This is a genomic window from Kitasatospora sp. NPDC034035 (assembly GCF_055575755.1).
Genome location: NZ_JBVISA010000019.1, coordinates 165,790 through 183,841, shown reverse-complemented (window position 1 = coordinate 183,841; position 18,052 = coordinate 165,790). Strand labels below are relative to the sequence as shown.

The following is an 18,052-nucleotide window of genomic DNA, read 5'->3' as shown; positions in this document are numbered from 1 at the left end:
GACAAAGGGGAGAACCATGTCCAACCCGTTCGAGAACGACGATTCCGAATACCTGGTGCTGGTCAACGACGAGGGCCAGCACTCGCTCTGGCCGACCTTCGCCGAGGTTCCCGGCGGCTGGCACCGGGAATTCGGTCCGGCCGCCCGCCAGGAATGCCTGGAATTCGTCGAGAAGAACTGGACCGACATGCGCCCGAAGAGCCTGATCGAGGCCATGGGGGCCTGACCCGCCCGGCCGTACCACGCGTGGAGGAGACAACATGAACGGGACGCTGCCGCCGGAGTCGGCGGTGCTCGGCCCCTGTACCGGCCGGGTCGAGGGCAACGCAGACACGGCCGTGGTGGTCTACCGCCCGGCCGCGGGCGGACTGGACATCGCCCAGTGGGCGACCGAGCACCGCCCGCACCTGATGGACGCGCTCGCGACGTACGGCGCGGTCCTGGTCCGCGGGGTCGTGCACGAGGCCGCCCTGCTCAACGAGGTGGCCGGCCGCATCGGCGGCGAACTGCTCACCTACAACGAGCGGTCCACGCCGCGCACGCAGGTCAGCGGCAACGTGTACACCTCGACGGAGTACCCGGCGGCGCAGACCATCGTCCAGCACAACGAGAGCGCATACTCCGACGGCTACCCGCTCTGGCTGTTCTTCGCCAGCACCGTGGCCGCTGAGACCGGCGGCGAGACCCCGCTCGCCGACAGCCGCGCGGTGGCCCGGCGCCTGCCCGCCTCCCTGGTGGGCCGCTTCCGCGCCAAGGGCGTCCTGTACACCCGCGCCTACCGCGAGGGCATGGGCCTGACCTGGCAGGAGTCCTACCAGACCGAGGACCGCGCCAAGGTCGAGGAGTACTGCCGCTCGCACGGCATCGAGTGGACCTGGACGGAGGACGGCCTGCGCACCCGCCACCGCCGACCCGCGCTGATCACCGACCCGCGCACCGGCGAGGAGTCCTGGTTCAACCAGGCCCACCTCTTCCACTCCTCCAACCTGCCCAAGGAGACCCGCGAGGCGCTGGAGGAGATGTTCGACCCCGAGGACATGCCGCGCGGCGCCTACTACGGCGACGGCACGCCCATTCCGGACGAGGAGCTGGACCTGGTCCGCCAGGCCTTCGAGGACAGCGCCTACGCCTTCCCGTGGGTCGAGGGCGACCTCCTGATGGTCAACAACCTGCTGGTCTCGCACGGCCGCCGGCCGTACACGGGCAAGCGCACGACGCTGGTCGCGATGGCCGGGAACGGACACGGTGACGCATGAGCACTGAACGGACGGCAGGCACCGAGCAGGTGCGCACCTACTACGAGCTGGTGGACGCCCAGGACGTGGAGGGCCTGATCGCCCTGTTCGCCCCGGACGCGGTCTACCGGCGCCCCGGCTACGACCCGATGCGCGGCCACGACGGCCTGCGGGCCTTCTACACCGGGCAGCGGGTGATCGAGTCCGGCCGGCACACCATCACCTCGCTCACCGCCCAGGACGACCGGGTGACCGTCTCCGGGGTCTTCGAGGGGCGGCTCAAGGACGGCAAGGACGTCTCCCTGGAGTTCGCCGACTTCTTCACGCTCACCCCCGAGGGCCTCTTCCAGCGCCGGGACACCTTCTTCTTCGCCCCGCTGGTCTGACCCCCACCATCCGGGCCCTTCCCTTGCGGGCCCTTCCAGCCGGGCCCCTCGGCCCGACCCCGCCCCGGCCGGCCGCACCCGGCCGGGGCCGGCCCCACCCGAAGACCGTCCACAGGAGGCCGAGTGTCCCCGCGCATCGAGAGAAAACCCCTGGAGCACCCGCTGCCCGTCGCCGAACGGCTCGAGCGCACCCGCTCCGCCGCCTTCGGCTCGGCCCTGACCGAACACCTGGTCTCCGTCGAGTGGGACGCCGAACAGGGCTGGCACAGCGCCCAACTGCAGCCCTACGAACCACTGCTGATGGACCCGGCGATGGTCGGCCTGCACTACGGGCAGGTCGTCTTCGAAGGCGTCAAGGCCTTCAGGGCACCCGATGGGGCGATCCGCATCTTCCGCCCCGAGGCCCACGCCCGCCGCTTCCAGGACTCCGCCCGGCGGCTGATGATGCCCGAGATGCCGCAGGACCTCTTCGTCGCCGCCCTCGACGAGCTGACCCGCCAGGACCAGGACTGGCTGCCCGACGACCCCGAGATGAGCCTCTACCTGCGTCCGCTGCTCTACGGCAGCGAGCGCACCCTCGCGCTGCGCCCCGCCCGGCAGTACCGCTTCCTGCTGATGGCCTTCGTCACCGAGGCCTACTTCGGCCGGGACCAGAAGCCGGTGCGGGTCTGGGTCACCGAGGAGTTCTCCCGCGCCGCGGCCGGCGGCACCGGCGCGGCCAAGTGCGCCGGCAATTACGCGGGCAGCCTGCTGGCCCAGGAACAGGCCAAGGCCAAGGGCTGCGACCAGGTGGTCTGGCTCGACTCGGCGGAGCACCGCTGGGTGGAGGAGATGGGCGGGATGAACCTCTTCTTCGTCCACGGCTCCGGCGCCGGCACCCGGCTGACCACCCCGCCGCTCACCGGCACCCTGCTGCCCGGCGTCACCCGGGCCTCCCTGCTGGACCTCGCCGCCGACCTGGGCATCCCGGCCGCCGAGGAGCCGCTCAGCCTGGACGCCTGGCGCGCCGGCTGCGTCTCCGGCGAGATCACCGAGGTGTTCGCCTGCGGCACCGCGGCCCGGGTCAGCCCGGTCAACGAGGTCGCCACCGCCGACGGCTCCTGGGTCATCGGCGACGGCCGCACCGGCCCGCTCACCGCCCGCCTCGCCGAACTGCTGACCTCCGTCCAGCAGGGCACCGCGCCCGATGCGCACGGCTGGATGCACGACGTCCCGCTCGCCTGACCGCCGCCCCATCCCTTCACAACGACAGCCAAGGAGTACCCATGCCCAACAAGATCGTCATAGTCGGTGGCGGGACGTCCGGATGGATGACCGCCGCGTACCTGCGCGCCACCTTCGGCCCGAACGTCTCGGTCACCCTGGTCGAGTCCAAGCGGATCAAGACCATCGGCGTCGGCGAGGCGACCTTCAGCACCGTGCGGCACTTCTTCGACTACCTCGGCCTGCCCGAGGAGGAGTGGATGCCGCGCACCAACGCCACCTACAAGCTCGGCATCAGGTTCGAGAACTGGCGGCGCAAGGGCCACTACTTCTACCACCCCTTCGAGCGGCTGCGGGTCGTCGACGGCTTCCCGCTCACCGACTGGTGGCTCAAGGACCGGCCCAGTGACCGGTTCGACCAGGACACCTTCCTGATGACCTCGATCTGCGACAACGAGCGCTCCCCCCGCTACCTGGACGGCACCCTGTTCGAGCAGGAGTTCGTCGAGCGCCCCAAGGACGGCAACGCCTCGCGCACCACGCTGTCCGAGCAGGCCACCCAGTTCCCCTACGCCTACCAGTTCGACGCCTCGCTGCTCGCCGACTTCCTCTCCGAGTACGCCATCGAGCGCGGCGCCGTTCATATCGAGGACGACGTGCTGGAGGTCGTCCGTGACGACCGCGGCTGGATCAGCCACCTGCGCACCCGCGAGCACGGCGACCTGTCCGGCGACCTGTTCATCGACTGCTCCGGCTTCCGCGGCCTGCTGATCAACCAGGCCCTCGAAGAGCCGTTCATCTCCTACCAGGACACCCTGCCCAACGACCGCGCCGTCGCCCTGCGCGTGCCGGTGGACATGGCCAAGCGCGGCCTGCGCCCGGCCACCACCGCCACCGCCCAGGAGGCCGGCTGGATCTGGAGCATCCCGCTGTTCGGCCGCCTGGGCACCGGCTACGTCTACGCCTCCGACTACACCACCCCCGAGGAGGCCGAGCGCACCCTGCGCGAGTTCGTCGGCCCCGACGCCGAGGACCTGGAGGCCAACCACATCAAGATGCGGGTCGGGCGCACCCGCAACGCCTGGGTCAACAACTGCGTGGCGATCGGCCTGTCCAGCGGCTTCGTCGAGCCGCTGGAGTCCACCGGCATCTTCTTCATCCAGCGAGGCATCGAGCAGCTGGTCAAGCACTTCCCGAACGCCGACTGGGACCCGCAGCTGCGCAAGTCCTACAACAGCGCGATGGCCCACACCCTCGACGGCGTCCGCGAGTTCCTGGTCCTGCACTACAAGGGCGCGGCCCGCGACGACAACGCCTACTGGCGCGACGCCAAGACCCGCGTCATCCCCGACGGCCTGGCCGAGCGGCTGGAGCAGTGGCAGGTCAAGCCGCCGACCAGCGACACCATCTACCCGCACTACCACGGCTTCGAGGCGTACTCCTACCTCGCCATGCTGCTCGGCCTTGGCGGCATCCCGATCAAGGCCGTCCCGGCGATGTCGCTGATGGACTCCACCGCCGCCGCCAAGGAGTTCCAGCAGCTCAAGGACCAGGCGCAGGATCTCGTCAGGCGCCTGCCCAGCCAGTACGAGTACCTCGCCCAGCGGCACTGACCGTCCGTGGAGACAGGGAGAGCATTCGTGTTGGCGAGTACGTTCATCGAGCCGGCCCTGGTGGCCCTCGTGCTGGTCCCCGGCGCCCTGCTGGGCCGTCGGGCGGCCAAGGCGCTGGGCCAGCCGGCCGTGGTCGGGGAGATCGCGGCCTGTCTGGCGCTGGGCGCCCTGCTGAGCTCCCGGGTGCACTGGGGCACCCAGTCGCCCGGCTGGGACCTGTTCAAGGAACTCGGGCACCTCGGCCTCTGCCTGTTCCTGGTCGGCGCCGCCCACGAGATCCGCGGCGGCGGCCACCGCCTGCCCAGACGGGCGCTGGCCTGGCTGTCGGCCGGGTCGATCCTGGTCCCGATGGGCGCCGGCGCCCTGCTCGCGGCCTGGATCATCGCCGGCGGGGGAGGCCCGCACCTGCGCGGGGACTCCGGCACACCCGCCTTCGTGTTGATGCTCGCGATCGCACTGGCGGTCACCGCCGTGCCGGTGCTCGCCGGCATCCTGCGCGACCGCGGCATGGAGCACACCGAGGAGGGCCGGCTCTCGATGGCCTCCGCCGTCCTCATCGACGCCGTCACCTGGGTCCTGCTCACCCTGGCGATCGGCCTGCACAAGGGTGGCGACGGCCCGCTGCGCGCCATCCTGGTGGTACTGGGCGGGGCGATGGCCGCGCTTGCCCTGCGCCGCCTGGCCGGCACCCCGGCGGTGGACCGGGCGGCCTGCGGCTACCCGAGGGCGGCGGTGCTGGCGGTGGGCCTGCTCGCCCTCGGCGCCGCCCGGCTGACCCAGGACCTGGGCCTGAGCGACGTGTTCGGAGCCGTCATGGTCGGCCTGGCGCTGCCGCCGGACGGCGGCCTCGGCCCCTGGACCAGGTCGGCCGACCTGCTCGGCAAGCTGGGCCGCGGCCTGCTGCCGGTGCTGTTCCTGACCGCCGGGACCACCCTGGCGGCCGCCCCCGGCGGAGCGTTCTCCTGGTCGGCCACCATCGTCGCCACCGCCCTCGCGCTGGCCGGAAAGCTCGTGGGCAGCTACCTCGGTGCCCGGGCCGGCGACCAGCCGCCGATCTCCTCGTTCAAGCTGGCCGCGCTCATGAACACCCGCGGTCTCACCGAGATCGTGATCCTGCAGATCGGGTACAGCGCGGGCCTCCTGCCGCCGGCGCTCTACGTCGCGCTCGTGATCATGGCGCTGATCACCACGGGGCTGAGCGGGCCACTGCTGTGGCTGGCCGACCGGATCGGGACCCGTGCGCCGGTGGCCGCCGAACCGATCCTCCAACAAGTCGAGCGGTGAGTCTCATGGAAGTCGTCGCAAACCCTGACACCATCCGTACCGCCCCGCCGAGTTCGCCCGAGGAGTTCCGGTCGCTGATGGCCGGCTTCCCGACCGGGGTCGCCATCGTCACCGCGGTCGACCGCGACGGCCGCCCCTGGGGCATGACCTGTTCGGCGCTGTGCAGCGTCAGCGTGGACCCGCCCACCCTGGCCGTCGGCATGCGGGCCGAGAGTCCGACCCTGCGGGCGGCCCTGGAATCGGACGCCTTCACCGTCAACCTGCTGCATGCCCAGGGCCGTTCGGCCGCCGAGCTGTTCGCCTCCGGCGCCCCGGACCGCTTCGACTCCACCGAGTGGAGCATGCCCGAGTACGCCGCCGGCCCCCACCTCACCGAGGCCGCGCACGCCGTCGCCGACTGCCGCATCACCCAGATCGTGGTGGTCGGGGAGCGGCGGATGGTCTTCGGCGAGGTCATCCAAGTAATCCGACTCGCAGACGACGACCCGCTGTTGTACGGAAGCCGACGCTACGGCACCTGGTCTGCCACCCAACCGAGGAGTCACCGATGAACGCAGCCGCGCCCCGCGGTGCCGTCACCCGACACGCCCGCCCCCGGAACTTCCTGATGTGCCGCCCGACCCACTACGACGTCAGCTACTCCATCAACCCGTGGATGCAACCCGCCAAGCCGACCGACACCTCGCTCGCCGTCGCCCAGTGGGAGCGGCTGCACGATCTCTTCCTGGAGCTCGGGCACACCATCGAGCTGATCGAGCCGATCCCCGGCCTGCCCGACATGGTGTACGCCGCCAACGGCGCCACCGTGGTCGACGGCAAGGTGTTCGGCGCACGCTTCCGCCACCAGGAGCGGGTCGCCGAGGGCCCCGCCTACCTGGACTGGTTCCGCGCGCGCGGCTACACCGAGCTGCACGAGCCGCAGTACGTCAACGAGGGCGAGGGCGACTTCCTCGTCACCGACAGCCACGTGCTCGCCGGCTGGGGCTTCCGCAGCACCCTGGAGGGCCACGCCGAGGCCCAGGAGTTCTTCGGCCGCCCCGTCGTCGGCCTGGAACTGGTCGACCCGCGCTTCTACCACCTGGACACCGCCCTGGCCGTGCTCGACGGCGACGAGATCATGTACAACCCGGCCGCCTTCTCCGCCGGAAGCCTCGCCGTGCTGCGCCGCCTCTACCCCGACGCCCTGCTCGCCGAGCCCGCCGACGCGGCCGTGTTCGGCCTCAACGCGATCAGCGACGGTCGGCACGTCGTGTTGCCCGAGGCCGCCACCGGCTTGGCCGGGCAGCTGCGCGAGCGCGGCTTCGAGCCGATCGGCGTCGACCTGACCGAACTCCTCAAGGCGGGCGGCAGCGTCAAGTGCTGCACGCTCGAACTAAGGCCCCGCGGCTGAGCGCCGCCGTCCCGGTCGGCGCCCGGCCGCCGGCCGGGCCAGCTCCAACTGACCGGAAGCGTCGCGACCGTTCCGCCATCGGTCGCGGCGCTTCCCTCTGCCCTGAGGTCGCGTGGTGACAGTGGAGATGACGATGACGCAAAGCATGCACGGCACAGGAAGCACCGGCAGATCCGACTGCGGGCGCCAGCTCCCCAGCCCGATGCCGGTGCACAAGTACCGCCCCTACCGACCGATCGGCCTCACCGGCCGCACCTGGCCCGATCGCACCCTCGACCGCGCCCCGCTGTGGTGCAGCGTCGACCTGCGCGACGGCAACCAGGCCCTGATCGACCCCATGGGGGTGGACCGCAAGCAGCGCATGTTCGACCTGCTGGTCGCCCTGGGCTTCAAAGAGATCGAGGTCGGCTACCCGACCGCCTCCCGGGACGACCACGACTTCGTGCGCCGGATCATCGAGACCGGCGCGATCCCCCAGGACGTGGTCGTCCAGGTCATGGCACCGATCCGGGACGGCTTCCTGGAACGCACCGTGGACTCGCTGCGCGGCGCCCGCCGGGCCGTGCTGCAGGTCTTCAACCCGACCTCCGAACTGCAGCGCCGGCTCGTGTTGCGGATGGACCGCCAGGAGACCCTGGACCTCGCCCTGCGCGGCGCCCAGGAGGCGCTGCGCCTGCAGGATTCGCTGCCCGGCACCGAGCTCTACCTCCAGTACGCCCCGGAGTCCTGGACCCAGACCGAGCCCGAGTACGCGCTCGAACTGTGCAACGCCGTCCTGGACTTCTGGGCGCCCCGGGCCGACCACACCCTGCGCGTCAACCTGCCGGCCACCGTCGAGGTCTTCCCGCCGCACGAGTTCGCCGACCGCATCGAGTACATGCACCGCAACCTGGCGCACCGCGAGCGTACCCTGCTGTCCGTCCACCCCCACAACGACCGCGGCAGCGGGGTGGCGGCCGCCGAACTGGCCGTCCTCGCCGGCGCCGACCGGGTCGAGGGCACCCTGTTCGGCAACGGCGAACGCTCCGGCAACGTCTGCCTGGTGACGCTCGCCATGAACCTCTTCTCCCAGGGCGTCGACCCGATGCTCGACCTGCGCGACCTCGACGGCATCCGCCGCGTGGTGGAGGACGTCAACCGGCTGCCCGTTCCGGTGCGCCAGCCCTGGGCGGGCGACTTCGTCTACACCTCCTTCGCCGGCGCCCACCAGGACGCCATCAGCAAGGGCTTGGCCGCCCGTACCGGCGACCCTGACGAGCCCTGGCAGGTGCCCTACCTGCCTGTCGACCCGCGGGACATCGGGCGCGACTACCAGGCGCTGATCCGGATCAACACCCAGTCCGGCAAGGGCGGCGTCGCTCACCTGATGCGCCGTGAGTACGGCATCGACCTGCCGCGCCGGCTGCAGATCGACTTCGCCACCGTCATGCAGCGCGTCTGCGAGCAGATCGGGGGTGAGGTCGACTCCGCCGAGCTCTGGCGCACCTTCGAGAAGACCTATGTCGCGCCCGGCCAGGCGCCCGACGAGGCCGAATCGGCGACCGTGACGGACCGCTTCGACGAGGACGGGCCGACGGCTGAGGGGGAGTGGGCCGAACAGGCCCGCTCGCTGCTCGCCGCCGCCGGCGGCACCGCTCGGCTCGGGCACCTGGACCTCCACAAGGCAGGCGGCCGCACCCAGGCGGTCGTCGCTTGCTGCGAACTTCTGGTGGACGGCCGCCCGGTGTGGGGAGTGGGTATCCACGAACGGGCCGGGCAGGCCGTGCGGGCCGGGGTGTGCGCGGCCCTGGAGCGCATCCGCCGCACCGCCCGGCCCGTGGACGGCGCCGCGATCAGGACACCGTCGTCCGCGGCGCACTGACGGTCACCCAGTGATCCAGCAGGGCCGCAGCGGCCCCCGAGTCGACCACTTCGGCGGCCCGCGCCAGCGTAGCCGCCAAGCGGTCGGCGACCGGCTGGTGCGACGGCTCCAGGGCGGCCAGCCCGGCCGCCGCGGACAGCAGGACCGCGTCGCGCACCGGACCGCGCTCGCCGCCCAGCACCGAGCGTGCTACAGCGGCGTTGTGCGCCGCGTCGCCGCCGCGCAGCGCGCCGCGATCCGCGAGCGCGATTCCCAGCCGACGCGGGTCCAGGCGCTCGCACTCGACCTGTCCGCCGTGCGTCGACCAGATCGTGGAGGAGCCGGTGACGGTCAGCTCGTCCAGGCCGTCGTCCCCCCGGAACACCAGCGCGCTCACCCCCCGCTCGGCCAGGAACTCCGCGATCAGCGGCCCCAGCCGGGGGTCCGCGACCCCGACCGCCAGCGCGCCCGGGTCGGCCGGATTGGTCAGCGGGCCCAGCGCATTGAACACCGTCGGCACCGCCAACTCCCGCCGCACGGCCGAGGCGTGGCGGAACGCCGGATTGAACGCCGGGGCGAAGCAGAAACCGATGCCCACCTCCCGCACCGAGCGCACCACCTCCTCGGGCGAGGACTCCAGGCCCACGCCGAGCTGCTCCAGCACATCGGCCGAACCCGACGCGGAGGACGCCGAACGGTTGCCGTGCTTGACCACCCGTGCCCCGGCCGCCGCAGCCACGATCGCCGACATGGTGGACACGTTCACCGTACGCGCCCCGTCCCCGCCGGTGCCCACGATGTCCACGACAGGCCCCGGTACGCTCAGCGCCACCGCGTGGCTGCGCGCGCAGGCGACCAGTCCGGCCAGCTCTCGCGCGGTCTCGCCCTTGGCCCGCAGCGCCACCAGGAAGCCGGCCAGCTGCGCCGGGCCCGTCTGGCCGCGCATCACCCGGTCCATCGCCCACGAGGTGTCGGCGGCATCCAGATCGGTCCCGGCCAGCAGCGCGGTCAGCAGCCCCGGCCACGTCCTCTGATTGATTCCCACCATGAGTTCCTCACCTGATATCGGATTCCGGTTTCGTCTGCCGGGCCGTTCGGCCCCGCATCGGGAATTCTTCCGTCGGAAATCCGCGTGCCACCAGACCAATTGACCGCTGCTCCCTCGGACCGCTTTTCCACGACAATTCCCCAAAGGGAGTACCGATGACTTGGCACACGCTGATCGAGGTCTCACGGAAAGCCGGACCCTCACTCACTGCCCAGATCCAGGGCACACTGCGGCGCGAGATCACCGAGGCGGTCCTGCTGCCCGGCACGAGACTGCCCTCCAGCCGCCAGCTTGCCGAGGACCTCGGCGTCTCGCGCAGCGTCGTGGTGGAGGCCTACGGGCAACTGATGGCCGAGGGCTACCTGGAGGCCACGCCCGGCTCCGGCACCCGGGTGGCCGCTCGCCCCACCGCCGCCTCGCCCCCGCCCACCCTGCTGCGCGAGGACCCCGCCCCACCGGTGCGCTGGGACCTGCGCACCGGCACCGCCGGCCTGCCGAGCTTCCCGCAGCGCGAATGGCTGGCTTGCTACCAGAACGCCGTGCGTGGCGCCTCCCGGCGCGACCTCGGCTACCCCTCGCCCTCCGGGGTGCCCGAACTGCGCGCCGAACTGGCCGGCTACCTCGGCCGGGTCCACGGCGTGCACACCACGCCCGAACAGGTCGTGGTGGTGTCCGGTTTCGCCCACGCGCTCGGCCTGGTCTGCGCCGTCCTGCCGGAGTTGGGCATCGACGCGCTCGGCATGGAGGACCCCTGCCACCTGCGCCAGCGCCAGTTCGTCCGTGAGACCGGGCTGCGCCCGCACGCCGTCCCGGTGGACGGCGACGGCATCGACGTGGCCGCGCTGTACCGCTCCGGGCTACGGGCAGTCCTGGTCACCCCCGCCCACCAGTTCCCCACCGGCGCGGCGCTCACCGCCGAACGCCGCGAGTCGCTGGCCCGATGGGCCAGGGACGTCGACGGCTGGGTCATCGAGGACGACTACGACGGCGACCTCTGGCTCGCCCGCGGCGTGCGGGTCCCCGCCCTGCAACGCCTGCTACCCGAACGCACCCTCTACGGCGGCACGGCCAGCAAATCCCTGGCCCCCGGCCTGCGGCTGGGCTGGCTCGCCGTGCCCCGCCGCCTGCTCGCCCCGTTGGAACGGGTCCGCTCCCGGCGGGACCTCGGCTCCGACGTGCTCACCCAGCTCGCTCTCGCCGAACTGATGCGCTCCGGACTGTTCGACCGCCACCTGCGCGCCCAGCGTGCTCACCTGCGCGGCCGCCGCGAGAGCCTCGAACTCGCCGTCCAGCGCTTCCTGCCCGGCACCCGGATCCTGGGCACCGCCATGGGACTGCATGCCTACCTGCGCCTGCCCGACCACGTGGACGAGGCCCGCTTGGTGGCGGCCGCGCTGCGCCGCTCGGTACTGGTCCAGGGCGGGCGGCTGTTCCACCACCGCCCGCGCCCGGACGCCCCGGCCCTGGTGCTCGGCTACTCCAACCTCCCGCGCTCGGCGGTCACGGAGGTCCTGCGCATCCTCGGCGAGGCCTGCGCCGAACAGCCGGCCGGGCGCCGCCGCAGCTGCGCCTGACCGGCTGTCCGGAATCTGTTCTCAGGAGCGGGCCCCAGCCGCCAGGAAGTTCTCCAGCAGCCGCATCCCACCGGTGGTAGTGATGCTCTCCGGGTGGAACTGCAGCCCCTCCACCGGCAGGCTGCGGTGCCGCAATCCCATCACGTAGCCGTCGTCCGCGGCGATCGCGGTCAGCTCCAGCTCCTCGGGCAGCGGCTGCGCCACGACCAGCGAGTGGTACCTGGTTGCGGTCAGACTGTTGCCCAGCCCGGCGAAGACGCCCCGGCCATCGTGCGTCACCGTGCTGGTCCGCCCGTGCATCAGCCGGCCCGCCACCTCCACCCGGCCGCCGAAGGCCAGCGCGATCGCCTGGTGCCCCAGGCACACGCCGAGCAGTGGGATCCGCCCGGCGAAGGCGTGCACCAGCTCGACGTGGCCGGAGGCCGCCGGGTGTCCCGGGCCCGGGCCGAGCAGGATTGCGTCCGGGGCGGATGCGGCCAGCTGCCCGGGGGTGCGGGTGTGGGCGCGCACGACCTCGGTCTGCGCGCCCAGCGAGCGCAGGTACTGGTCGATGATGTGGACGAAGCTGTCCCTCGCGTCCACCAGCAGGACCTTCACGCCGTCAGCTCCTCACCGGTCAACGCCCAGTACCCGGCGCCCAGTTTCGCCAGGGTCTCGTTCCACTCCGCCTCCGGCGTCGAGTCGGCCACCACTCCCGCCGACGCCTGCACCGAGTACACCCCGCTGTGGTGGGAGACGGTGCGGATGCACAGCGCCAGCTCGCTCCAGCCGCCGACGTCGATCAGCCCGACCGCGCCCGCGTAAGCGCCGCGCGGCTCGTGCTCGATGTCCTGGATGAGCTCCATTGCGCGCAGCTTCGGCGCGCCGGTCATGGTGCCGGCCGGGAACGTCGCGCAGAGCGAGCGCCACACGTCCGCCTGCGGCTCCAGGCGGGCGGAGACCGTCGAGACCAGGTGGAAGACGTGCGAGAAGGTCTCCACCGTCATCAGGCCCTCCTCCGTCAGCGAGTGCGGACGGCACACCCGGCTGAGGTCGTTGCGCGCCAGGTCGACCAGCATGATGTGCTCGGCCTGCTCCTTCGGGCTGGCCAGCAGCTCCTTGATCCGCCGCTCGTTGGCCTCCGGGTCGCCGTCGCGGCGGGTGGTGCCGGCGATCGGGCGCATCACGATCCGCTCGTCCTCGATCCGGAACAGCAGCTCGGGGCTGGCGCCGATCAGCGTGCCGCCCGCGTTGGGCAGCAGGTACATGTGCGGCGAGGGGTTGCGCGAGCGCAGCCGCCGGTACACCTGCTCGGGGGTCAGCGCAGTGCACACGTCGATCCGGTGGCCCACCTGAATCTGGTAGATGTCGCCGACCCCGATGTGCTCCAGGCAGCGCCGCACCCAGCCGAGAAAGGTGTCGCGCTCGACGGTGTCGCGCACCGACTGCGGGCGGGCGGCGGGCGGGCAGGCCTGCGCCGGTGGCGCCTGGGCGGCCTCCCGGGCCGCGGCCGCCACATCCGCACCACCGGCCGTACCGAACGCGGCGCACTGCGCGCTCAGCAGGAGCGGCCGCTCGGGGTCGTCGAAGCGCACGCAGTCCCTGAAGAGGGTGAACACCGCGTCCGGGCGCTGCGCCGGCCGGGTACGCGCGGGCAGCTCGTCCATGTGCCAGGCCGCGTCGTAGGCCAGGTTGGCGAGGAAGCCGAAGCCGAACCCGGCCGGAGCCCGCTCTCGGTCCACGGCGAACAGGCCCTGGGTCCTGCGCAGCAGCTCCCACACCACGGTTGCGTCTCCCAGGTCCAGCCGGTCCAGGCCCTCTCCCGGGGTCGCCGGGAGGCCCAGGTCCGCGGCCACGGAGCGCAGCGCGGCGCGCAGCTCGGGCATGCCGTCGATCTCCAGGTAGGTGTCGTACAGCCTGATCTCGGCCAGCCGCCCGTAGCCGACCATGGCGGGCCCGCCGGGGTGGCCGGTGTCGGTCAGGCTCTCCAGCAGGTACACCTCGCCCGGCCCGTGGCGCCGGCCCAGCCGGCTGTACAGCTCCAGCGGGTCGTGCGCCGGCAGCGCTGCGGCGCCGATCCGGACGGCGAACGGGGGCGGTGGCGGAACTTCTGGCATCGGAATCCTCATCGCGAAAAGGCCAGGTCGGTATGGCCGGTGGACTTCGCATCCCAGTCAAACCGGCGTCGCCACAGGCCGGACAGACCAGTTCCCGGAAAGTCGAGCGGACCAATTCGCACTCGCTTGACCGGTTTTCCGGCAGTGGGTTGCAATGGGCGGACCCCTGCGATTTCCCCATTCGCCAGATTCCAGTGGAAGGCCACCATGAACCTCATTCCGCAGTACGAGCCGGGCGCCGCCTGGCGATCACTTCCGGCGGCTCAGCAGCCGAGCTGGCCCGACCAGGCGCAGCTGCGCGAGGTGACCGCCGCGCTTGCGGCCGCGCCGCCCCTTGTCTTCGCCGAAGAGTGCGACCGGCTGACCGAGCGCCTGGCGGCCGTCGCCCGCGGCGAGGCGTTCGTCCTCCAGGGCGGTGACTGCGCCGAGACCTTCGACGCTCTCACCGTGGACGCGGTCACCGGCAAGCTGCGAACCCTGCTGCAGATGGCGGTGGTGCTGACCTACGCCAGCGGCGTGCCGGTGGTGAAGATCGGCCGCCTGGCCGGGCAGTACGCCAAGCCGCGGTCCCAGCCGGACGAGACCAGAAACGGCGTCACCCTGCCCGCGTACCGGGGCGACGCGGTCAACGGACTCGCCTTCACCGCCGAGGCCCGCCGCCCGGACCCGCACCGCATGCGGCGGATGTACGAGGCCTCGGCGGTCACGCTCAACCTGGTGCGCGGGTTCGCCGGCGGCGGCAGCGCCTCGCTCCACCAGGCCCACGAGTGGAACCGGGGCTTCGTCAGCGACTCCGCCGTCGGGCGCCGCTACGAGGAGCTGGCTGATGGCATCGACCGGGCGCTGCGCTTTCTGCGGGCCTGCGGCGGCCCCAACAAGAAGCTGCGAGAGGCTGAGTTCTTCGCCAGCCACGAGGGGCTGCTGCTGGACTACGAGGAGGCCCTGACCCGGACCGACCCGCGCACCGGCCGGCGCTACGCGACCAGCGGGCACCTGCTGTGGATCGGCGAGCGCACCAGGGACCTGGAGGGCGCGCACGTCGCCTACTTCGCCGGGATCAACAACCCGATCGCGATGAAGCTCGGCCCCGCGGCCACCGCCGAGACCGTCCTGCCCTATCTGGAGCGCCTCGACCCCGAGCGCCGGCCCGGCCGGCTCACTTTCGTGGTGCGCATGGGCGCCGACCGAGTTCGCGACCTGCTGCCGCCGATCGTGGAGAAGGTCCGCGCCGAGGGCCGGCAGGTGGGCTGGCTCTGCGACCCGATGCACGGCAACACCGTGACCGCGGGCGGGCGCAAGACCCGTCGCTTCGACGACGTCGTCGACGAGGTCCGCGGCTTCTTTCAGGTCCACCGCGAGCTCGGCACCCACGCCGGCGGCATCCACGTCGAGCTCACCGGCGACGACGTGACCGAGTGCGTTGGCGGGGGAGACCGACTGCTGCCCGAGAATCTGCACCAGCGCTACGAGACCGCCTGCGACCCCCGCCTGAACCACCGCCAGTCCCTCGACCTCGCCTTCCAGGTGGCCGAGATGCTCGCCCGCCAGTGACACGGTCCGTTGTTGTGCCATCTCGTCGAGCCATGGCGGGCAGGCCGAGGGAGACGCTCGTCCTGACAGAGGATTGAGAGGCGTACGCTCGAGAGGTCGGCAAGTCGGCGCAAGACCGGGACACTAACCGAGCAGGGCGTACCCGACGAAGCCGAGGCTCAGCACCACCGCAGTCGTTCGTTGGGCCGTGGAGACGCCCGTCCACGGCTGTTCGAACCGCCGGGTCGCCAGGCCGATCGCGATCAGCGCGACGGCGAACAGCGGGATCCAGCAGAGCCGGGCCAGCGCCCACCCGGGCGAGTCCGGGCTGGTGGTGAGCCCGGGGACGGCGCCGACCAGGGTTGCGGACAGGCCGCCGGACAACATCGCGCTCTGGTGCCAGCAGAAGACCGTCATCGCGGACAGGTTCAGCACCACCGCGGTGCTCCACAGCCCCGGGTGCGAGAGCAACCGGCCCAGGCGCTCGCGTACCAGCACTGCCAGCCCGCACTGCACGCACGCCAGCGCGATCACCAGCAGGGACGGCGGGTGGGAGTTGGTGCGCTCCACGCCGGGCACGCCGACCATACTGGCTGGGTAGTGGAACTGCGTCAGTAGGACGGTGAAGAGTGCGATCCCGGCCACCAGCAGGAGCCGCGCGCCCGGCCGGCCCAGGCGCCGCTCGCTCCAGCAGACGCCGAGCTGGTAGCCGAACAGCCAGCCGGGCACCAGGTTGACCAGCCCGATCCAGGACGGAACGGCGTCGCTCGCCGGGCCGTAGCGCAGCAGGTCCACCACCGCCACGACGGCCACCAGCGGCAGCACTGACCAGCAGCCCGCCCTCCGGGCGGCCGCCCGGCACAGCGGTGTGAGCGTGGTCAGCCCGGCGTACACCGCGACGAACCACAGCGGCTGGATCACCAGGGTGGCCGCGGTGTGCAGCGAGTCCCCGGGTACCCCGAGCAGGCGCAGCGCGACCAGCAGCACCGCCCAGATCGCGGTCACGGCCAGGGTCGGGCGGCCCAACCGCACCATTCGGCGTCGGATCCAGTCCCCGGTGTCCTCACCGCGCCCGACCGTGCGCCCGAGCGAGAGCGCTGAGGAGTAGCCGCCGACCAGGAAGAAGATGGCGAGCATCTGCAGCACCCAACTGACCGGGGAGAGGTAGCCCATCGCGGTCAGCGGGCTGGCGTTGTGCAGGGCACCGCCGTCGTCGACGGTGAAGCCGCCGAGCAGCCAGTGCCCGAGCGGGACGGAAAGCAGGGCCAGGGCGCGCAGCCCGTCGATTCCGCGGTCGCGGTCCAGCGGAGTGGTGATCTCGATCCGGTGGACGACGGAGCGCAGCGGCTCCAGGACGGAGGGGCGGGTGACAGCCGGTTCAGTCAAGGTCATGGCGGCAGTCCTCAGCGGGTGGGGTGGCGGCACAGCGTACGGACGGGTACGAACCGAGGATGATGCGGGCGAAGTTGGCGAGCGATTCGGTGCCGGGCACGAAGTAGCCGGCGTGCCCGTCGGCTCCTTCTGCCGACACCACCCGGGCCCCGAAACCGGGATCGGTGGGGTCGCGGCCGTGGCCGAGGCCGAGCAGTTCCAACTTGGGGACGTCGCCGACCCAGTCGGAGTCGTTGCGCACCGCCCACACCCGGGCACTGGTCCCCAGGTCGGCGGCGCTGTCGGCGTGCATGCCCGGGCTTGCCACCGCCACCAGGTCGGCGACCAGGCCGGGGCGCAGCCCGTCCACCGCCTTGGCGCACAGCACCGAGCCGTAGCTGTGGCAGATCAGCGCCGGGGCGGGGGAGTCGACGGCGGCCAGGCCCTCCAGGAAGCGGCGCAGCCGGGGCGCGCCCAGGTCGGCGAGGCGGGTCGTGGCGGCGTCGACCCCGACCCCGACCGGGGTGGTGTACCCCACCCAGGCGATGGTGGCGACCCTCGTTGCGGGCGCCTGGCGGGCCATCTCCTCACGCAAGGCGCGGGCCTGGCCGGCGGTGCGGGCGTACGGATCCCCACCCTGGTCGAAGGTGGCAAGGTCGATGTCCGATCCGGGGACGACCACGGCGACGCGCTCCGCGGTGGAAAGGTCGCCGAAGACCTCGGTGATTTGGCCGCGCCCGCGCGGGTCGAAGGCGAGGTACTGGCCGTCTTTCGCGAGCAGTTCGGCGTACCGGTCGGTCAGCGTCGCCGCCTGCTCCCGCTCCCGGGCCGGCAGGGCGCCGTCGTCGGCCTCGGCCCGTTGCTGGTCGCGCTCCCGGCGAAGGGCGAGCGCGTTGGCGCGGTAGCGCAGTTCGACGGGAGCGCCGTCGAGGCTGCCCACCACCAGCGGGTGGCGCTCGGCCAGGGACGCCTGCTGCGTCGGGCTCAACGTGCCCGTGAAGTCGGCGATTTCGGAGACCGGGGTGGTGTCCGGGGCGGGCAGCTTCCGGCCCAGGGAGTGGTCGGCCAGCCAGGCGCTGGTGCCCACCGGCGGGCCTGTGACGGCGTTCTGGCTGTCGCCGGCGGCCCAGCCGGCCGTGGCCGGCACTGCCACGCAGACCAGGACGGCGGCGGCCAGCCGGCGGCGCAAACGGAAGCCTGGCATCGGGCGAGCCACTCCTTCAGGCGTTCGAGGAAAGGGAGTTCGCAACTCGACCCACCCGGGCGAGTCGCCGCTATCAGGGTCGCCCGCGACCCGGTGCCGGGTCAGTGGGGCGTGTGCCCCAACCGGGGTGGGGCCCGCACCACCAGCGACACACCAGGCACCACCACCATGTCGGTACGTATTGACGACGCTCCGTCAGTTTGTGGACGTAGGTGGTAGGTTGATCCTCGGTTGCGTGCAACGGGGGCACCGGAGAGTGCGCAGGAGCCCTGGGCGTC

Annotated in this window: 16 protein-coding genes; 11 read left to right on the top strand and 5 right to left on the bottom strand. The window is 72.1% G+C overall.

The annotated features are described in order from the left end of the window. The first annotated feature begins 16 nt into the window (after nucleotides 1–16). The 9 genes from ACZ52J_RS26115 to ACZ52J_RS26075 all read left to right on the top strand — a co-directional run bounded on the left by ACZ52J_RS26115 (nucleotide 17) and on the right by ACZ52J_RS26075 (nucleotide 8,972). Entirely contained in the window at nucleotides 17–226 is a 210-nt protein-coding gene (locus ACZ52J_RS26115) for an MbtH family protein (protein WP_350517906.1), read from the top strand. 34 nt (nucleotides 227–260) lie between these two features. After that, on the top strand, nucleotides 261–1,256 hold the full coding sequence (locus ACZ52J_RS26110) for a TauD/TfdA family dioxygenase (protein ID WP_465622212.1): 996 nt from the start codon (nucleotides 261–263) through the stop codon (nucleotides 1,254–1,256). Then, a complete protein-coding gene (locus tag ACZ52J_RS26105) occupies nucleotides 1,253–1,621 on the top strand; it encodes a nuclear transport factor 2 family protein (protein WP_360507451.1) in 369 nt (122 codons plus the stop codon). Before ACZ52J_RS26110 ends, ACZ52J_RS26105 begins: the two co-directional genes overlap by 4 nt. Before the next feature lie 123 nt (nucleotides 1,622–1,744). Continuing rightward, nucleotides 1,745–2,845, top strand: coding sequence for a branched-chain amino acid aminotransferase (locus ACZ52J_RS26100; protein ID WP_465622211.1), 1,101 nt, complete (start codon nucleotides 1,745–1,747; stop codon nucleotides 2,843–2,845). A gap of 41 nt (nucleotides 2,846–2,886) precedes the next feature. Beyond that, a complete protein-coding gene (locus tag ACZ52J_RS26095; RefSeq protein ID WP_360507446.1) occupies nucleotides 2,887–4,437 on the top strand; it encodes a tryptophan halogenase family protein in 1,551 nt (516 codons plus the stop codon). Between the two features lie 27 nt (nucleotides 4,438–4,464). Further along, nucleotides 4,465–5,721: a cation:proton antiporter gene (locus ACZ52J_RS26090; RefSeq protein WP_465622209.1), complete on the top strand. Its 1,257-nt coding sequence runs from the start codon at nucleotides 4,465–4,467 to the stop codon at nucleotides 5,719–5,721. A gap of 5 nt (nucleotides 5,722–5,726) precedes the next feature. Next, nucleotides 5,727–6,272: a flavin reductase family protein gene (locus tag ACZ52J_RS26085; RefSeq protein WP_465622207.1), complete on the top strand. Its 546-nt coding sequence runs from the start codon at nucleotides 5,727–5,729 to the stop codon at nucleotides 6,270–6,272. Beyond that, nucleotides 6,269–7,111 (top strand): dimethylargininase, encoded by an 843-nt coding sequence (ddaH, locus tag ACZ52J_RS26080; protein WP_465622205.1) that lies wholly within the window; start codon nucleotides 6,269–6,271, stop codon nucleotides 7,109–7,111. The genes ACZ52J_RS26085 and ddaH overlap by 4 nt, the downstream gene beginning before the upstream one ends. 133 nt (nucleotides 7,112–7,244) lie before the next feature. Further along, nucleotides 7,245–8,972 carry a 2-isopropylmalate synthase gene (locus ACZ52J_RS26075; RefSeq protein ID WP_465622203.1) on the top strand — a complete coding sequence of 576 codons (1,728 nt, stop codon included), beginning with the start codon at nucleotides 7,245–7,247 and terminating at the stop codon, nucleotides 8,970–8,972. Here the strand turns inward: ACZ52J_RS26075 and trpD are convergent. Then, on the bottom strand, nucleotides 8,944–9,999 hold the full coding sequence (trpD, locus tag ACZ52J_RS26070) for an anthranilate phosphoribosyltransferase (protein ID WP_465622201.1): 1,056 nt from the start codon (nucleotides 9,997–9,999) through the stop codon (nucleotides 8,944–8,946). The genes ACZ52J_RS26075 and trpD overlap by 29 nt on opposite strands. Before the next feature lie 155 nt (nucleotides 10,000–10,154). Here trpD and pdxR point away from each other — a divergent pair, with 155 nt between their 5' ends. Next, nucleotides 10,155–11,573: a MocR-like pyridoxine biosynthesis transcription factor PdxR gene (pdxR, locus tag ACZ52J_RS26065; protein WP_465622199.1), complete on the top strand. Its 1,419-nt coding sequence runs from the start codon at nucleotides 10,155–10,157 to the stop codon at nucleotides 11,571–11,573. Between the two features lie 21 nt (nucleotides 11,574–11,594). Here the strand turns inward: pdxR and ACZ52J_RS26060 are convergent, their stop codons facing one another. Both ACZ52J_RS26060 and ACZ52J_RS26055 read right to left on the bottom strand, forming a co-directional pair. Beyond that, nucleotides 11,595–12,170 (bottom strand): anthranilate synthase component II, encoded by a 576-nt coding sequence (locus ACZ52J_RS26060; RefSeq protein ID WP_465622197.1) that lies wholly within the window; start codon nucleotides 12,168–12,170, stop codon nucleotides 11,595–11,597. Beyond that, the gene (locus ACZ52J_RS26055) at nucleotides 12,167–13,669 is read right to left on the bottom strand and encodes an anthranilate synthase component I family protein (protein WP_465622195.1); all 1,503 of its coding nucleotides are present in this window, start codon (nucleotides 13,667–13,669) and stop codon (nucleotides 12,167–12,169) included. The genes ACZ52J_RS26060 and ACZ52J_RS26055 overlap by 4 nt, the downstream gene beginning before the upstream one ends. A gap of 207 nt (nucleotides 13,670–13,876) precedes the next feature. On the opposite strand from ACZ52J_RS26055, the gene ACZ52J_RS26050 reads away from it, so the two are divergent. Next, on the top strand, nucleotides 13,877–15,220 hold the full coding sequence (locus tag ACZ52J_RS26050) for a class II 3-deoxy-7-phosphoheptulonate synthase (RefSeq protein ID WP_465622194.1): 1,344 nt from the start codon (nucleotides 13,877–13,879) through the stop codon (nucleotides 15,218–15,220). A 123-nt stretch (nucleotides 15,221–15,343) separates the two neighbouring features. Here the strand turns inward: ACZ52J_RS26050 and ACZ52J_RS26045 are convergent, their stop codons facing one another. After that, nucleotides 15,344–16,591 carry an acyltransferase family protein gene (locus ACZ52J_RS26045; RefSeq protein ID WP_465622192.1) on the bottom strand — a complete coding sequence of 416 codons (1,248 nt, stop codon included), beginning with the start codon at nucleotides 16,589–16,591 and terminating at the stop codon, nucleotides 15,344–15,346. Next, on the bottom strand, nucleotides 16,578–17,774 hold the full coding sequence (locus ACZ52J_RS26040; RefSeq protein WP_465622191.1) for an alpha/beta hydrolase: 1,197 nt from the start codon (nucleotides 17,772–17,774) through the stop codon (nucleotides 16,578–16,580). Before ACZ52J_RS26040 ends, ACZ52J_RS26045 begins: the two co-directional genes overlap by 14 nt. Nucleotides 17,775–18,052: the final 278 nt, after the last annotated feature.

What these genes read in the sequence shown, in the direction of transcription:
- ACZ52J_RS26115 (WP_350517906.1), top strand. Translation starts at nt 17, where the DNA reads ATGTCCAACCCGTTCGAGAACGACGATTCCGAATACCTGGTGCTGGTC.
- ACZ52J_RS26110 (WP_465622212.1), top strand. Translation starts at nt 261, where the DNA reads ATGAACGGGACGCTGCCGCCGGAGTCGGCGGTGCTCGGCCCCTGTACC.
- ACZ52J_RS26105 (WP_360507451.1), top strand. Translation starts at nt 1,253, where the DNA reads ATGAGCACTGAACGGACGGCAGGCACCGAGCAGGTGCGCACCTACTAC.
- ACZ52J_RS26095 (WP_360507446.1), top strand. Translation starts at nt 2,887, where the DNA reads ATGCCCAACAAGATCGTCATAGTCGGTGGCGGGACGTCCGGATGGATG.
- ACZ52J_RS26085 (WP_465622207.1), top strand. Translation starts at nt 5,727, where the DNA reads ATGGAAGTCGTCGCAAACCCTGACACCATCCGTACCGCCCCGCCGAGT.
- ddaH (WP_465622205.1), top strand. Translation starts at nt 6,269, where the DNA reads ATGAACGCAGCCGCGCCCCGCGGTGCCGTCACCCGACACGCCCGCCCC.
- ACZ52J_RS26075 (WP_465622203.1), top strand. Translation starts at nt 7,245, where the DNA reads ATGACGCAAAGCATGCACGGCACAGGAAGCACCGGCAGATCCGACTGC.
- trpD (WP_465622201.1), bottom strand. Translation starts at nt 9,999, where the DNA reads ATGGTGGGAATCAATCAGAGGACGTGGCCGGGGCTGCTGACCGCGCTG.
- pdxR (WP_465622199.1), top strand. Translation starts at nt 10,155, where the DNA reads ATGACTTGGCACACGCTGATCGAGGTCTCACGGAAAGCCGGACCCTCA.
- ACZ52J_RS26055 (WP_465622195.1), bottom strand. Translation starts at nt 13,669, where the DNA reads ATGCCAGAAGTTCCGCCACCGCCCCCGTTCGCCGTCCGGATCGGCGCC.
- ACZ52J_RS26050 (WP_465622194.1), top strand. Translation starts at nt 13,877, where the DNA reads ATGAACCTCATTCCGCAGTACGAGCCGGGCGCCGCCTGGCGATCACTT.
- ACZ52J_RS26045 (WP_465622192.1), bottom strand. Translation starts at nt 16,591, where the DNA reads ATGACCTTGACTGAACCGGCTGTCACCCGCCCCTCCGTCCTGGAGCCG.
- ACZ52J_RS26040 (WP_465622191.1), bottom strand. Translation starts at nt 17,774, where the DNA reads ATGCCAGGCTTCCGTTTGCGCCGCCGGCTGGCCGCCGCCGTCCTGGTC.